The 15,340-nt window shown below is 64.0% G+C and carries 17 protein-coding genes; 11 read left to right on the forward strand and 6 right to left on the reverse strand.

Annotated features, from left to right (window positions below; genetic code table 11):
- The first annotated feature begins 214 nt into the window (after positions 1 to 214).
- Positions 215 to 688, forward strand: coding sequence for a hypothetical protein (locus J1M81_RS15310; RefSeq protein ID WP_032372991.1), 474 nt, complete (start codon positions 215 to 217; stop codon positions 686 to 688).
- A gap of 25 nt (positions 689 to 713) precedes the next feature.
- Here the strand turns inward: J1M81_RS15310 and J1M81_RS15315 are convergent, their stop codons facing one another.
- A complete protein-coding gene (locus J1M81_RS15315) occupies positions 714 to 1,280 on the reverse strand; it encodes a TetR/AcrR family transcriptional regulator (RefSeq protein ID WP_032372992.1) in 567 nt (188 codons plus the stop codon).
- Between the two features lie 79 nt (positions 1,281 to 1,359).
- On the opposite strand from J1M81_RS15315, the gene J1M81_RS15320 reads away from it, so the two are divergent.
- From J1M81_RS15320 to J1M81_RS15340, 5 genes are all read left to right on the forward strand, one after another.
- Complete coding sequence (locus tag J1M81_RS15320; protein WP_032364794.1) at positions 1,360 to 2,154, forward strand: SDR family oxidoreductase; 795 nt, start codon at positions 1,360 to 1,362, stop codon at positions 2,152 to 2,154.
- Between the two features lie 45 nt (positions 2,155 to 2,199).
- The gene (locus J1M81_RS15325) at positions 2,200 to 3,150 is read left to right on the forward strand and encodes an alpha/beta hydrolase (RefSeq protein WP_045842023.1); all 951 of its coding nucleotides are present in this window, start codon (positions 2,200 to 2,202) and stop codon (positions 3,148 to 3,150) included.
- 42 nt (positions 3,151 to 3,192) lie between these two features.
- Positions 3,193 to 3,726 (forward strand): hypothetical protein, encoded by a 534-nt coding sequence (locus tag J1M81_RS15330; protein ID WP_032372994.1) that lies wholly within the window; start codon positions 3,193 to 3,195, stop codon positions 3,724 to 3,726.
- A gap of 49 nt (positions 3,727 to 3,775) precedes the next feature.
- Positions 3,776 to 4,834, forward strand: a complete 1,059-nt coding sequence (locus tag J1M81_RS15335; protein ID WP_032372995.1) for a GGDEF domain-containing protein — start codon at positions 3,776 to 3,778, stop codon at positions 4,832 to 4,834.
- A gap of 63 nt (positions 4,835 to 4,897) precedes the next feature.
- A complete protein-coding gene (locus tag J1M81_RS15340) occupies positions 4,898 to 6,385 on the forward strand; it encodes an FAD-dependent oxidoreductase (RefSeq protein WP_032372996.1) in 1,488 nt (495 codons plus the stop codon).
- Positions 6,386 to 6,415: 30 nt separating this feature from the next.
- Here the strand turns inward: J1M81_RS15340 and J1M81_RS15345 are convergent, their stop codons facing one another.
- Positions 6,416 to 6,823 carry a DoxX family protein gene (locus J1M81_RS15345; RefSeq protein ID WP_032364793.1) on the reverse strand — a complete coding sequence of 136 codons (408 nt, stop codon included), beginning with the start codon at positions 6,821 to 6,823 and terminating at the stop codon, positions 6,416 to 6,418.
- 140 nt (positions 6,824 to 6,963) lie between these two features.
- Here J1M81_RS15345 and J1M81_RS15350 point away from each other — a divergent pair, with 140 nt between their 5' ends.
- The gene (locus J1M81_RS15350; RefSeq protein WP_032372997.1) at positions 6,964 to 8,250 is read left to right on the forward strand and encodes a competence/damage-inducible protein A; all 1,287 of its coding nucleotides are present in this window, start codon (positions 6,964 to 6,966) and stop codon (positions 8,248 to 8,250) included.
- Between the two features lie 9 nt (positions 8,251 to 8,259).
- Here the strand turns inward: J1M81_RS15350 and J1M81_RS15355 are convergent, their stop codons facing one another.
- Both J1M81_RS15355 and J1M81_RS15360 read right to left on the reverse strand, forming a co-directional pair.
- Positions 8,260 to 9,015: an alpha/beta fold hydrolase gene (locus J1M81_RS15355; RefSeq protein ID WP_032372998.1), complete on the reverse strand. Its 756-nt coding sequence runs from the start codon at positions 9,013 to 9,015 to the stop codon at positions 8,260 to 8,262.
- Positions 9,016 to 9,181: 166 nt separating this feature from the next.
- Entirely contained in the window at positions 9,182 to 9,877 is a 696-nt protein-coding gene (locus tag J1M81_RS15360; RefSeq protein WP_045842025.1) for an SDR family NAD(P)-dependent oxidoreductase, read from the reverse strand.
- 101 nt (positions 9,878 to 9,978) lie between these two features.
- Here J1M81_RS15360 and J1M81_RS15365 point away from each other — a divergent pair, with 101 nt between their 5' ends.
- Positions 9,979 to 10,854, forward strand: coding sequence for a helix-turn-helix transcriptional regulator (locus tag J1M81_RS15365; protein WP_032373000.1), 876 nt, complete (start codon positions 9,979 to 9,981; stop codon positions 10,852 to 10,854).
- A 31-nt stretch (positions 10,855 to 10,885) separates the two neighbouring features.
- On the opposite strand, the gene J1M81_RS26850 is transcribed toward J1M81_RS15365, so the two are convergent.
- Both J1M81_RS26850 and J1M81_RS15375 read right to left on the reverse strand, forming a co-directional pair.
- Positions 10,886 to 12,265 (reverse strand): alpha/beta hydrolase, encoded by a 1,380-nt coding sequence (locus tag J1M81_RS26850; protein WP_155289471.1) that lies wholly within the window; start codon positions 12,263 to 12,265, stop codon positions 10,886 to 10,888.
- Between the two features lie 5 nt (positions 12,266 to 12,270).
- Positions 12,271 to 12,759 carry a nucleoside deaminase gene (locus J1M81_RS15375; protein ID WP_032373001.1) on the reverse strand — a complete coding sequence of 163 codons (489 nt, stop codon included), beginning with the start codon at positions 12,757 to 12,759 and terminating at the stop codon, positions 12,271 to 12,273.
- A gap of 167 nt (positions 12,760 to 12,926) precedes the next feature.
- Between J1M81_RS15375 and J1M81_RS15380 the strand changes: the two genes are divergently transcribed.
- From J1M81_RS15380 to J1M81_RS15390, 3 genes are all read left to right on the forward strand, one after another.
- Positions 12,927 to 13,526 (forward strand): sulfite oxidase-like oxidoreductase, encoded by a 600-nt coding sequence (locus J1M81_RS15380; RefSeq protein WP_032368838.1) that lies wholly within the window; start codon positions 12,927 to 12,929, stop codon positions 13,524 to 13,526.
- A 7-nt stretch (positions 13,527 to 13,533) separates the two neighbouring features.
- The gene (locus J1M81_RS26855) at positions 13,534 to 14,280 is read left to right on the forward strand and encodes a ferredoxin reductase (RefSeq protein WP_371827987.1); all 747 of its coding nucleotides are present in this window, start codon (positions 13,534 to 13,536) and stop codon (positions 14,278 to 14,280) included.
- A 117-nt stretch (positions 14,281 to 14,397) separates the two neighbouring features.
- The gene (locus tag J1M81_RS15390; protein WP_206498293.1) at positions 14,398 to 15,234 is read left to right on the forward strand and encodes an alpha/beta fold hydrolase; all 837 of its coding nucleotides are present in this window, start codon (positions 14,398 to 14,400) and stop codon (positions 15,232 to 15,234) included.
- Positions 15,235 to 15,340 lie beyond the last annotated feature (106 nt).

A 15,340-nucleotide genomic window follows, 5' to 3' on the forward strand; every position in this document is an offset into this window, starting at 1 on the left:
CGCCAGCAGGAGCTTCTGGCCGAGCCGCCGACCATCCGTCAGGTGGACCTGCTCGCAGTGAAATCCTTGTTGACGGTCTGATCGACGAACGTCAGCGGCTCATCTCACCTACTGTTCTTCGAGGGGGAGCACCGGGTTTCAGGGCCGCGGGTCTGCGGGGCGGCCGAACATAATTCGGTATCGCCCCAGCGCGCTCGTATGCCAGCCTGAAGCGATGGAATGGCAGGCTTTCGAATGCGTCGAGGAGTGGCGTCTTCCGTTCGTCCCGGACTCCGGTCACGGCGCACCCACTCGGATCGTCGACGCGTGCGGTGCCGTGGGGCGTGATCTGTACTGCCGCAAGCACGGCAGCGAACAGCACATCGAGCGGTCGGAATGGACGATCGCACTGATGGAGACCGGGCACTGCCATGTCGGGCTCGAACCCGTCCCGCATCACCGGAGGCCCGCCCTCGAGCAGTTCCGAGGCTTTTCGTTCGGCGCGTTGCATATCGATCAAACGCTCGCCGAGGCCACGGTCGTCGTTGCCGACTCGGTGCAGGGCGAACTCGCAGGCTATTACCCGTTCATCCAGTGGCCGATCCAGGAGAAGCGACTGCTCCTGCCGGTGGTGCGCGACGGAACGGCCGTGTGGCGGGACCCGCGGACCGACCTGACAGTTGCCGAGATCGGCCTGCTGACCGACTGACCACGAGATCCACAGCGCACCAGAGTCATTCGGTAGAGCTGGTACGCGAAACAGGCGGTATGGTCGCGACCAATCGATCGATCACCGAACGGACGACCTCCGGAGCCGGGGCGTGCGTCAGCAATCCCTCCACGACGAACGTCCCGATGCGCAGCATCGCATCGGCTTCGGACCCGGACAGTCCAGCCTTCTCGATATCGGAAGCGAACAACGATTCCGCGAAGTGGTGGAAACCGTTGTGCCAGTGTTCGATTGCTGCCGACTTGGCAACTCGGTCGTGCACCGTCGATACCAGAGGGCCCACCCTCTGCAGTTGCTCCACGAGCCAGACCAAACGGTCGGCCAGGGATCGATCCGCGACGGTCGCATAATCTGCCGCGTCCTCGGCCGCGATAGCGGTCAGCACTGCGACCAGGATGTCGTCCTTGTCGTCGAAGTACCAGTACACGGTGTTCGGGGTGATCCCGACAGCTTTCGCCAGACGGCTGATCGATGCGCGCTCGAAACCGTCGGATACGAACATCTCGCGGGCAGCGGCGACGATGTCGTCGCGCTTGCTCTCTCTGTCGTGTAGTCCGCGATTCTTGGGCATGTCCCGGAGTTTATCTTGAATGCCATTCAAGACACTGCTACCGTTCTTGATGACCGTTCAAGAGATGGAGACGTGGCAGATGTCGAACACCGGACGCACAGCCCTGATCACCGGCGCATCCGCAGGCATCGGCGCGGCCTTCGCCCGTCACCTCGCCGCCGAGGGACACAACCTCGTTCTGGTAGCCCGTCGCGAGGATCGGTTGACTGCACTGGCAGACGAGCTCACCACGCGCCACAGCGTGCGGTGCGACGTGGTGGCCGCCGACCTGGCCGATCGCGACGCTCCCCGCGCGATCATGGAGCGCACGCGAGCCCTGGGTGTCGACATCGACATACTCGTCAACAATGCTGGAATGTCGGGGAATTCGAAGTTCGCCGACGCTCCATTCGAGTCGCTGGCCGCGGAGATCCAGGTGATGATCACGGCGGTGACCGAACTTGCTCACCTCACTGTTCCTGGCATGAAAGAGCGAGGATACGGACGCATCGTCAACCTCTCGTCGCTGGCGGCCCTCCTTCCGCCCGCAGCCAGTCTGCTGTACACCGGCATCAAGTCCTACGTACTCGACGTGTCGCAGTCACTCGACATGGAGCTGCGTCCCCACGGCATTCACGTCACCGCGCTCTGCCCGGGCTTCACGCACAGCGAGTTCCACGACGTCATGGGAACCAGGGAGGCGGCCACATCCAAGCTCCCCTCGATCCTGTGGCAGAACCCCGAGGACGTCGTTCGCGAGGGATGGCGCGCGGTCGAGAACGGCACTCCGGTGTGCGTGCCCGGGTTGGTCAACAAAGCGACTGCTGTTGCAGCCAAACCGATTCCGACACGTATCGGGTACTACCTCGGCCGGACACTCAACCCCTTCAAGTAGCGAGTCTCGATCCATACAGTCTTTGCTGAACAGAGGAACAATGGCATGATCACCGACGACCACACCGGTTTCACCCGTACCGAGACGTCATTCCACTCGAACGGAGTTCGTTGCGCCACTACGGTTTTCCGGCCACGCAGCCCGGCCTCCGACCGTCTGCCGGTGATTGTCATGGCCCACGGGTTCGGTAGTCCCCGAGCCATGCGCCTGTACGCCTACGCGGAGCGTTTCGTCGCGGCCGGTTACGTGGTGTGCGTCTTCGACTACCGGTTCTTCGGGGACAGCGAGGGCGAACCGCGCCAGTTGTTGGACGTGAACGAACAGCTCACCGACTGGCGAAACGCAGTCGACTTCGCTCGCGCATTAGACGGAGTCGACGACAATCGGGTCGTCGGCTGGGGGACGTCGTTCGCCGGTGGCCACGTACTGACGTTGGCGGGCAACGGGGTTCGATTCGCAGCCGTCATCGCCCAGGTACCTCACATCGACGGCATTGCTGCCGTTCGCGCAACCGGATTGCGACAGGCTGTGCGGCTGGCACCGGCCGCCATGTCCGACGCTGTGCGCGCTGCCCTCGGCCGATCGCCGCGCTACGTCGACAGCGTCGGACTACCCGGCCAACGAGCCGTGATGGTCTCGCCCGACGCGATGAAGGGGCGTGACCGTCTCGTCCTCGAGTCCGGACTGTCCGACGGCGACTACCCCGAAACCGTCGCTGCACGAATCCTTCTGAAAATCTGGCGCTACTCCCCCGGGAGAACGATGTCACGTATCGACTGCCCCACTTTGGTGCAGATTGCGTCCGAAGACACAGTGACCCCGGCGTCCGTCGCACAACGCGCCGCGGCGAAAGTTCGCGGTGCGACGGTTCGAACCTACGTAGGCGGTCATTTCGACCCGTACGTGGAGCCGCTGTTCTCCTCGGTGATCGGAGATCAGCTGGCCTTCCTCGTCGATACTGTGCCCGTGCAGCTCCGGGCTGTCCCCTCCGCCTGACCGCACGTTCGGTGCACCCCACAGTTCTCGGATTGGATCACCATGCCCGACGGCGCGAGCAGCTCCGAACTCTGGCTGTTGCGAACATATTTCGGTGAGGACGACGACGCAATCTGGACGTCCTTGACGGAGTCGGCGCGCAGCACACGATCTGCCGTCCCGGGTGCCGAGCTGGTCGTGTCGTCGGACCGAACACAGTGCCAGCAGCGTATTCGACGGGTCGTCGCACGACTGGCGACGCGCGCCGAGGCGAACGACGGACTGTATGTTGCGCTTGCCGACAAGCAAACGTTCGCGCGCCCGGATCGATCGCTGCTCACCATCGACTGTTCGGCGGTTCCGCGCAACGCCGAACGCATACCCTCGACTCGAATGACTCCGGACAGTGCCTTCCGGTTGGGCATCGACGGGCATGTACCGAAGCTCGAAGCGGCCCGGTTGTCGAAACCGAAACAGGCGACTACGTTTCACCACTCCGAGCCACTCGCCGCCGACCTCGCCGACCGTGTCGGGGAGGCAGTCCGAGCCAGTCTGCGCTGGCGATCGGACATGACACGAGACGGTTTCGGTGGGTAGACATCGGGACTCACCGGCAAGACGTGCGCCCACCGAGCGACCGGCCGGCATGCGGGCGAACGACGAGACACCCGACCCGCTGCTGCGGACGGGGGTTGTCGTTCAGACTCTGCTGTTCGGGCTGCTCGGCATCGGCACCACGTTCACGCAGGACGGCCCCACCGAAGGACTCGGCACCGTACTGACCTACGCCGTGTGCATCAGCACGATTCCCGTCGCCCGGATCATGAGCAAAGCCGAATTCGGGATGGACTGGTGGTCTCGCCGCGCACCCGTCAACAACTGGTTCGTCGTGTATTGCGAACTCGGTGTCACCGTGGTGACGGCAACCTACGCTGATCCTCTAGCAGCGCTTCAGGGTGCGATGCTTCTCGCACTGGTCGGTGCGTACGCCGCGCACTTCGCTCGACCGAAAGTGATCTGGTTCCACGTCGGGTGGAGCACGGTGTACATGCTCGTACTCGGATCTTCAGCGCTGGCGAAGACCCCTACCGACGCCGTATCGGTCGTCCTCCGAGTCGTCGTGGCCATCACGGTGATCAACGGCGCTGTCACGCTGCTGTCGGCGTTCTCACGAGCAGTACTCCACTCCTCTCGGGTTCATCTGTCCGACGCGATGACCGACCCACTGACCGGAGTGCTGAACCGGCGAGGCCTGGAAGCCAGAGCAGTCGGTGCCGGCAACGACCCCGTTCGTCCGGCCTTGTTGCTGATCGATATCGACCACTTCAAAGCCGTCAACGACCACCACGGCCACTCCGCGGGCGATGTCGCGTTGAGGCTGACGGCAATGCGATTGACCATGAGCGCCGGCCGACACGCGACGGTCTCACGACTGGGCGGCGACGAATTCGTCGTCCTCGTCCCGGATCCGACGCCGACGCTCGGCGAATTCGCCGAGCGCCTTCGACAGGCCGTCCATAACGTCGCAGACGACATCCCGATCACCGTCAGCGTCGGTGCCGCACTGCCACAGGTGGATCCACGCTCCACCCGCACCGTGTTCGACCGAACACTCGCCGCCGCCGACGAGGCTTTGTATCGCGCGAAACGCAACGGCCGCAATTGCGTCGCTCTTGCGCGTCCGCCCGGCGACATCGTTCACTGACGACGGCGCACTGCCTCTTGGTTTTGCCGGGTTTCGCGACGACGAAGGCGGGAACTCGGTTGTATGCCGCCCAACTCACTCTGGCTCGACCGACCCGACCGCACGCCCTACCGCGCGATCGATTTCAGACAGAAGTACGACACCGTGGTCATCGGGGCCGGACTCACAGGTTTGGTCACCGCCCTGCTGTTCGCACGAGCCGGAGAACGCGTCGCGGTGCTCGAAGCCCGCACGATCGGTGCCGTCGCGACGGGAAACACGACAGCCAAGATCAGTGTTCTGCAGGGCACGAAGCTGTCGTCGATAGCGTCGAAACATTCGCACCAGCAGGTGCGGCGTTACGTGCAGGGCAACACTGCTGGGCAGCAATGGCTGCTCGAATACTGCGCGGAGCGGGGTATAGCGGTCCAACGCGAGACGGCGTACACGTACGCCACGACCAGCTCCGGTCTCACCGCCGTTCGCGATGAATTGCGCGTCGCTCTCGGTGCCGGACTGAACGCCTCCTACGGCACCGACACCGAACTTCCCTTCGATGTCGCCGGTGCCGTGTCTGTTCCGGACCAAGCTCAATTCGATCCGATGGACGCCCTCATTGCCCTGGCCGAGGACGCCTCGAGCGCGGGTGCGGACATCACCGAAGGCACCCGAGCACTCGGTGTGAGACGAAGGCTTCGTCACGTCGACGTCAAGACTGATCAGGGTCCACTCCGCGGGTCGCGGGTCGTCTTGGCCACTGGCACACCCATTCTCGATCGCGGTGCATTCTTCGCTCGAATGGAACCGATGCGGTCGTATGCCGCCGCGTACGAGATCGACGGCGACGTTCCACGCGGAATGTACCTCTCGGCCGACTCCCCCAGCCGATCGATCCGGTACGCGCCCACCCCGGCCGGCGATCTACTCCTCATCGGTGGAAACGATCACGTCGTCGGGCGCGAGTCTTCTCCGCAGGCACAGGTGAACGACCTCGACGAATGGACCGCAGAGAACTTCCCCGGAGCCCGACGACGATACAGATGGTCCGCGCAGGACTACGGGTCGATCGACGCGCTGCCGTACGCCGGACCACTGCTGCCCGGCGACGATCGCATCTGGGTCGCCACCGGGTACGACAAATGGGGAATGACGAACGCCGCGGCGTCCGCGCTCGTTCTTGCACAGCGGGCGTTCGGCGGTCGAACCGACTGGGCCGGCGCGTACGACAGCTGGAATCTGCGCCAACTCACCGGCATCGTCGACGCGATCCGTATCAATGCCAACGTGGGACTGAACATGACGAAAGGATGGGCGAAGCCGATCACCGGGGGCTCGAAAACCCCACTGGTCGAGGGTCAGGGCCACGTCGAGCCCGGCATCGCACCGAAGGCTGTCTGCACCGTCGACGGCGTCACCCACCGCGTGTCTGCGGTGTGCCCGCACCTCGGCGGCATCGTGGCGTGGAACGATGCCGAAAAGTCTTGGGACTGCCCGCTGCACGGTTCGCGTTTCGCTGCCGACGGCTCCGTGTTGGAGGGTCCCGTCACGTCGGGTCTGAATCCGTTGTCCTGACCCTTTCATATGTCGACAGGCGGCGTCTCGCTACCGCACTATCGGCATGACCTGACGCACCTTCGGATCCCGTAGGTACAGCGCACCCCATGCAAGAATCCCGACGTAGACCGCGAACAGGACCGTGCTGAAGAGCGGCTTGTCGACCCGCCAGTTGGTGAGAACGGCACCACCGAGATAGCCGGTCAGGAGAACGGCACCCAGAAATGCGGTGCGCGGCACCACGTACAGCACCAAGCACACCAGTAGCACGACGCCGATGACGGGCGTCATCTCGTCGCGCAGCCCCAATTCCACCGTCGCGTCTTTCACCTGCTGCACATTCAGCAATTTGCCGACGATATCGAAGATCAGAAACAGCGCCAGCAGGCCGGTGAGGACCCAGCCGACGCGCGCAGCGGTACGTGACGTGGTTGCAGGAGTGGTCGTCGTGGTCATGATGTTCTCCGATGTTCGAGATGCACGATGTCGCCGGTATCGACTGCCGTCGGTACGGAAACTCACCGCGGCCCCGGATTCGGTGTCGATCGAACCACCGTCACGAGTCCACTCGAACCCGGTGACAGTAAAGTCGAAGAATGTCAGTGCGAGCAGGTGTTGTGGTCACGGGAACCGAGGTTCTTTCGGGTCGGGTGTCCGACAGGAACGGCCCATGGGTCGCCCAACGTCTCTTGGAACTGGGCGTCGACGTCGCCCACATCACCGTGTGCGGGGACAGGCCCGATGATCTCACCGCACAACTTCGCTTCCTCGCCGATCAGCGTATGGACCTCATCGTCACCACTGGCGGGTTGGGGCCGACCGCCGACGATCTCACGGTCGCGACCGTTGCCGCGCTGTACGGTCGAGAACTTCGGCTCGACGTCGAACTCGAGGAGCGCATCAACACAATCGTTCAGCGTTGGCGGAGTCGCCTGAGTTCCTCGCCCGATTCGGAGCCCCTTCTCGCGGGCATCCGCAAACAAGCCATGGTTCCGGAAGGCGCGCAGTCCATTTCGCCGACCGGCACTGCTCCCGGCGTCGCGATACCAGCGAGTGACTCCGGGATGCTGCCTGCGGTTCTGATTCTGCCGGGCCCACCGCGCGAACTACAGGCCATGTGGCCCGAAGCTGTCCAGACAGCGCCGGTCTCGCGAGTGTTGGCCAGGAGTACCGCGGTTCGCCAGGACACCATCCGCGCGTACGGTCTGTCGGAGGCCGACCTCGCGGCGACCTTACGAACAGCGGAGCGCGAGGTAGCGGGATTCGGCGACCTCGAGATCACCACCTGCCTGCGTCTCGGTGAACTCGAAATGGTGACGCGCTATCCAGAATCAGCGGCGGCCGCATACTCCGACGTCGCAGCACTTATCGAGAAACACTATCGCTCACAGGTCTTTTCGACCGACGGATCCACTATCGACGACATCGTGGCGCGTCGCTTGACGGGCCGTCGCATCGCAACGGCAGAATCGTGCACGGGCGGCATGATCGCCGCGCGTCTCACCGACCGTGCCGGGTCGTCGGCATATGTGATCGGCGCGGTGGTGTCGTACGCAAACGAAGCGAAGACCGAGCTTCTCGGTGTTCCAGCCGAGGTCATCGAGCAGCACGGAGCCGTGAGCGAACCGGTGGCTGCACTGATGGCGGAGGGCGCGTTGAACCGGGTGAGCGTCGACATCGCTGTCTCGACCAGTGGCATCGCGGGCCCCGGCGGTGGCACCGAACTCAAGCCCGTCGGCACCGTATGCTTCGCGATTGCCGTCCGCGATCAGCCGACCGTCACCCGGACACTTCGACTGCCCGGTGACAGGGCAAGTGTGCGTTCGCTTTCTACCACCGCAGCGATGCACATGCTCGCCGACGCCCTGGAGCCGACGGCCTGATTCTTGTGGTCAACGACCGACGATGGACTCCTCGATCGTCTTCGCCACCAGTGCCGCATCGTCGATCATCGGCACATGGCCGACGTTTGCCAGCGGGACGAAATGCGCCCCGGGTAGCCTCTGACGGGCCGCAGGGACGAAATGTTCGGGCGGGAAGATGCGGTCTCCACTCGACCACGCCACGGTGACGGGGCATGGCATTTCGGTGAACGGTGCCACGCTCTCGCGGGTGTTCAACAGGTCGTGAGCCGCATCGCATCCGACGAGGTCTTCGAATGATGCGGCAGCCTGCTGGTGCGTCATCTGCTTGCCGCGCAACGCAATATCACGCATGGCGAGCTGGCGAACGAACCCGAACCTCATCAGCGGCGGCATCAGTGAGCTGGTGGCGTCGGCCAGCTTCTTGGTTCGGATCAACGTCGCCCGACTTTTACCCGGATCGGCGTCGGGCTCCCAGAAACCGGCGGGCGAGAGCGCGCACACCGAACGGGCCCGGCCTCTGCGAGCGAGCTCGATACCCATCCACCCTCCCATCGAATTGCCCGCGATGTGCACGGTGTCGAGACCACGATCATCGAGCAGCTGCTCTGTCACATCGGTCAGAGCACCGATGCTCGCGTGATCGAGACGACGTCCACCGCGATGACCCGCTGCGGTCGGGACGAGGAGGTCGTAGTTCCTCGCGAGCAGTGGTGCGACGGTGTCCCACGCTCGAGCCGACATCGTCACTCCGTGCAGCAACAGAAGTGGAGGTTTGGTGCTCATCGTTCTTCTCATTTCCTGAGGTGGCACGTCTGTCGGCGCAGTCGTCCGAACACCGGTGAACTGCCTGAGCCCGACAGGCTACGTCACCCGGGTACCGGATTCCGTGCACTCGAAGCGATCGCGGCACGGGAGAACCGCCCAGACGGTGCAATCACCGATAACCGGCTCACCAGCTGACGGTTCCGTGGCGGTCGATGAACCGCCCGGATCCGTGGCCGGGCCCTTCGGTGGCGAGCTGCACGATGGCGTCGGTCCCCTCGGTGACGGTCTGCGGCCCGCTGTTTCCGTTGAATTCGGTTGCGGTGTAGCCCGGATCGGCGGCATTGATGCGAATGTCGCTCAGGCCCTTGGCATACTGCGTCGTCAACATCGTGACAGCCGACTTCGAAGCGGTGTAGGCCGGAGCAATCACGCTGGATTCGACGCGAGACGAATCGTGTGTCGCCGCGAACGAACCCATTCCACTGCTGACGTTGACGATGACGGGATCGGTGGAGCGGCGCAGTAGTGGAAGGAATGCTGTTGTGGTGCGGACGATTCCGAGGACGTTGACATCGAGTACCGACTGCACATCCTCGGCGGTCAGTTCTTCGACGGCGCTGTGCGGTCCGGGAATGCCCGCGTTGTTGATCAGTACGTCGACAACCCCCTCCTGCCGTTCCACGTCCGCCGCTGCCGATGCGACGGATTCGGCATCGGTGACGTCGATCCGAACGAACCGAGCACCCAACGCTGCTGCGGCATTCCTACCCCGCTCGGCGTCACGTGCTCCGAGGATCACGGTGTGGCCCTGATCGATCAGTCGGCGCGCGGTTTCGTAACCGAGGCCCTTGTTTGCTCCGGTGATGAATGTGATGGTCATGCCCCCAGTGTTCAGGTCGACCGGCGCGTGTTCCAGGCACGCCTGGACGGTAGGACAATCGGTACCACCCTCACACCCGCTCGAAGAGTGACAATGGAGTCGTGACCTCGACAACGGACGGACTCGGCGCGACGATCAGATCGTGGCGTGATCGACTCTCACCCGATGCTGTCGGACTGACGACCGGACGATCTCGACGGGCCACGGGGCTCCGACGCGAAGACCTCGCCGATCTCGCGGGCATTTCCGTGGACTACGTCGTGCGGCTCGAACAGGGACGAGCGACGACACCGTCGGTGCAGGTGGTGTCGTCCTTGGCGCGGGCTCTTCAGCTGACTCTTCCCGAGCGAGACCATCTCTACCGCTTGGCCGGCCACATTCCGCCGGTCGACGGGACTATCTCCGACCACATCCCGCCTGGGGTCAGGCGGGTTGTCGGCCGACTCTACGAGGGTGCGGTTGCCGTCTTCGCCGCCGATTGGCAACTGCTCTGGTGGAACCGGAGTTGGGCTGCGCTGGTCGGTGATCCGTCGACCGTCTCGTACTCCAAGAGAAACTTCGCTCGTGACTGTTTCCCCGTCGGCACGGATGCACCCGGAATGTCCGCATGGCCGGTGACGCCGTCCGGCGGCGACGGGTCGGTCCGCGCGGCAGTCGTTTCAGACCTTCGGCGGGCCACCGGGCGGTTTCCCCGAGACTCGAGACTGAGAGGTCTGATCGAAGAATTACGCACCGGCAGTACAGAATTCGAGTCTCTGTGGTCGGTCGGTGCTGTCGGTTCACATCGCGAGGATCACAAAGTGGTCCACCATCCGACCGTCGGACCGATCACCGTCGACTGCGACGTACTCACCGACGGAGACGCGGAGCTGAAAATCGTCATCATGACAGCCGCCCCCGGATCGGAAGACGAAACGAAACTCCGGTTGGCCGCCGTTTCCGGGTCCGTCGACCAGCTGCGGTTGCCAGTGCAGTAGCGGCCAGTCGAGTGCGTCAGCGACTGCTCTGCTATCCGACGATGCCGCGGAGGAACTCGATCCTGAGCCGGTTGTACTCCTCGGTCCACTGCGAGCCCGTGGTCATGAACGCATGCGGGAGGGCCGCCTCGTTCTTGCTGTACAGATTCAAGCGATTGGCAACGCCCATTCTGTCCAGCTTCGCGCTCAGTTCGGCCGCCTGATCGGGGAACGTGCCGGTGTTTCCGTCGGCGATGAAGCTCGGCGGGAAGTCGGAGGTGGCGTTCTTCGTGACGTTTGCGCGCGCCAGCCAATCGGCATCGGTGGTGTCGAGGTAGCTGCGCGCACCTATGTCATACAGAAAGCCGTTCGACGGACTCGGAGATTGCGGCGAGCCGGCCCGCCCCACATCGAGGACTGCACTGTCGAACACCAAGGCCTTCAGAGCGCTTCGATCCATCGTGGGTTCGATGCCCAGCGCACGTGCGTAGTCGGGGTTGGTCCGAACATTGGCGTAGCTACCCACGATCTGACCACCCGCGCTGCTTCCGGCGAGCACGACGCGGCTCATGTCCAAGCCGTATCGGTCGGCGTTCGTTTCCAAGAACTGTAGAGCCTCACCCAGCTGGATCGTCTGTGTGGGAAAACGGTATTCCGGTGCGAAGGCATAATTCACCGACACCAGGTTGAAACCGGCAACGAGTACGGGGCCCGCCCCCGACGCGAAGTACGGGTTGTCCGTCCCGAGTTCGGAATCACCGTCTGCCTTGTCCCCCGCTATCCATCCCCCGCCGTGCACCATGACGTACGTGGGACGGCTGACCGACGGATCGTTGTCGGCGATGTAGATGTCGAGAAACGAATTGGGAAGCGTCGAGCCGTATTCGATGTCACTGGTGCGACCTGCCCCGTTCGCTACCGACGTCGCTGTCGGCCCGGCAGGAGCGAAAGAATTGCTGTCCCCCAGGGCCTGCAGCGCTCGAACCAGCGGTGCCGGACTGGCGGCCGTAATGATCGTCACTGCGGAAACCACCAACGCAATCGAGGCCGCGAGGCCGGCCGGTACGGCGAGAATCACCCGGCGAGTGCTACCCGAGGAGCCCGCCCACGCCGATCCGAGCAGAAAGAACCCGAGCGCAGTCCCCGCAGTTGCGCTCACGACCCACAGCGCGTGAAAGGGCGTCACCAACCAGGCGACCTGAGCGACCACGGTCACTGCACCGAGCGAAGTTCCTACGGCTACATGCTTTCTGGCATCGGACGCGACGAGACAGGTGGCCACGACGGCCACGACGACGACCCAGAATCCCACCGCGAACTGCTGACGGATCAGAAGACACTGGAGCCACGCGAGTGCAACACCGATACCACCGGTCATCACGAGTGCCGTTGTCGACGTTCTCGTTCGGCGGCCTTCGCCGATTTCGCTCACCTTCGCTACGCCGTGGACGTGTGACGTTGCCTGTGCAACTCACGGACAGCGTCGCTGAACTCGGCGACCGGCCCGTCGACCACTGCTCCCGGCACGACCTGTGTGATGGTGAGCGGCGTGATCGCGAGCGGCGCAGCACCGAATTCTTCCAGCCACGTGAGCAATTGGGCTGTCGAGGTGGCGTAGACGATACGTCCGAGCCCAACGATTCCGTGGCTCGCCGCGCACATCGCACAGTGCTCACCGGAGGTGTATACCGTCGACGATCGTCGCTCACTGGGGTTCAGATTGGTCGCAGCCCACCGTGACAGAGCGATCTCGGGGTGCTGGGTGGGATCGTGTCGATCGCCGACGCGATTGCGGTCCTCCGCAAGCGCTTCACCGCTACCCGACACCAGCACCGAACCGAACGGATCGTTGCCCGTACGCACTGCGGCCGCCGCCAGATCCACAGCACGCGCCAGAAATGCACGGTCGTCGGCGGAAATACTCATGCCGCACCACATGGTGCGTCGACGATAGAAGTGTCCACACCTCGACCGTACCGGTACGAAGCACAGCGAACTCCACATCGATCCCGCGCGCTCCCGCCGAAACGCAGGTAGCCGACACCGTCACCCGACTTGTCAGACTCCCGACAACGAGCGCACAATTCTTCACCATGGCACTGATCTCGAAGGGCTTCGTGGGCCGACGGCGCGGCGACGACGGGCGCACTCCCCCCGGTCAGTATCTGACCAAGGACTTTCCCGTCCTCGCGATCGGGCCTGCGCCCGTGGTCGCGACCGACGCCTGGTCGTTCTCGGTCACCACCGAACGGGGCGACACCCGCAGTTGGACCTGGGACGAATTCGCGGCACTTCCACACGAGACTCCGACCGTCGACATTCACTGCGTCACCAAGTGGTCGAAGCTCGACACCACATGGAAGGGCGTGAGCCTGGACGTTCTGCTGGACGGTCTCGACACCGATGCCGGGTACGTCGTGGTGCACGGCTTCGACGGTTACACCACCAATCTCCCCCTCGAAGACCTCCGGGACGGGAAGGCCTGGCTGGTCACCGAGTTCGACGGCGCTCCCCTGACTCGCGAACACGGCGGTCCCGCAAGGCTTCTCGTTCCGCATCTGTATTTCTGGAAATCGGCGAAGTGGATCTCGCGCATCGAGCTCACCCTGGAGAACGAACAAGGTTTCTGGGAGCGCGGTGGGTACCACGACTACGGCGACCCGTGGCGCGAGCAGCGCTACCAGGGCGACTGACGTGGCTGTGACGGCCGGAGCGAAACCCTGGCTCGTCGCCACGGTGGCGGCCGTGCGGCGTGAGACACCCACTGCGTCCACCCTTGTTCTCGACGTCGACGGTTGGCCCGGCCATCTCGCCGGGCAGCACGTGGACGTCAAGCTCACTGCCGAGGACGGCTACAGCGCACAGCGCAGCTACTCCTTGGCCTCGGCACCCGACGGCACGTCGCGCGTCGAGATATCGGTCCAGAACGTCGCGGACGGCGAGGTGTCGCCCTACTTGGTCGAGTCGGTCGAGGTCGGCGATCGCATCGAAATTCGAGGGCCGGTGGGCCGATGGTTCGTCTGGCGGCCGTCCCAACCGTCGGAGACCCCGTCTCCCCCGGTTCTGTTGGTGGGTGGCGGTTCCGGCATCGTCCCGCTCCGCGCCATGGTTCGCGCACAGGCGTCCGCGACGGGCGGACGGGTGCCCTTCCGGGTGCTGTACTCCGTGCGCGAACCCGCGGAGGTCTATTTCGCGGACGAGTGGGCTCACCCTCCGGCGGGAGTGGACGTCACGATGATCCACACGCGGCGTGCTCCTGCCGGCAGCACACGCCCACTCGGTCGAATCACGTTGGAAGACATCGACGCTCACGGGTGGCCGGCGGAATTCGAGCCGAGATGTTACATCTGCGGGCCCACGAATTTCGTCGACACGGTCGCGGACATGTTGGTGGCGCGGGGACATTCGCCGGCGAACATCCGTACGGAGCGTTTCGGACCGAGCTGAGATTGGCCCTCGACTCAGCGCCGCTCCCGCGGTAAAGATGAACCATCCACATTTCGACGTTCTCAATGGGGTTCTTATCCATCCCCACTGGAGCCGGCTTCCCATACTGTCGGCACCATGACCATCGATCGAGTACCTGTACCCGGCGGAGATCTCGTCGTCGAAATACACACCGGCACCAGTGAGCCCGTCCTCGTGGTGCACGGCGTGTCCAGCCAACGCATGCTGTGGGGCTGGTTGCGGGCGGAGTCGCCGCACCTGACACTGGTCGCACCGGATCTGCGCGGCAGGGGTGACAGCGTCGAGGTCACGGGGCCGTCGTCGCTCGCTCGGCACGCAGACGACCTGGACGCCGTCATGGATGCCCTTGGACTCGACGCTGCGCACGTGTGCGGAATGTCCATGGGTGGATTCGTGGCAGTCGAGTTCGCGGCCCGGTATCCATCTCGAGTGAAGAGTCTCGTTCTCGTCGACGGAGGCGTTCCGGTGGCACCGCCCGACGGTCTCACCCGCGAGACCGTCGGAGCTGTGTTCGCGGACAGAATTGCTCGAACTCAGAAGCATTTCGACGCCGTCGACGAATACGTCGACTTCTTGGTGTCGACGTCGCTGCCGCTTCTCGACCCGGCGGATCCACTCCTGCGGACGTACGCCGAACACGATCTGGTCGACGGGTCGGTGCGGCTGTCGACCGAGGCAGTCGTCTCCGACGCCGAGGATGTGTTCTTCGGCGACTCACGGTTCCGAGAACTGACGATACCGATTCGATTCCTGCACGCGCAGTGGAGCGTTGGGGAGAACTCGGCACCGATGTACTCGCCCGAAGACATCGATGCGCTCGACCTGACCTCGATCACCCCGATGATGGAACTGGACCATGCCGGCACGATCATGACCTCGGCCGGTGCCGCCGCCGTGGGAGCACGAATCGACGAGGCGCTGCGAAACGGGTGATGAAGCAGCACAAGGACCGGAATGGAGCGGTCGGGGGACTTCGGCTGTTCATTTCGTCAGCTGTGTCGTGCGTCTCGTTCAGCCAGACTTAGCCGACAGTGAGCGT

The sequence above is a fragment of the Rhodococcus sp. KRD175 genome (assembly GCF_017168275.1).
Taxonomy (GTDB): Bacteria; Actinomycetota; Actinomycetes; order Mycobacteriales; family Mycobacteriaceae; genus Rhodococcoides; species Rhodococcoides fascians.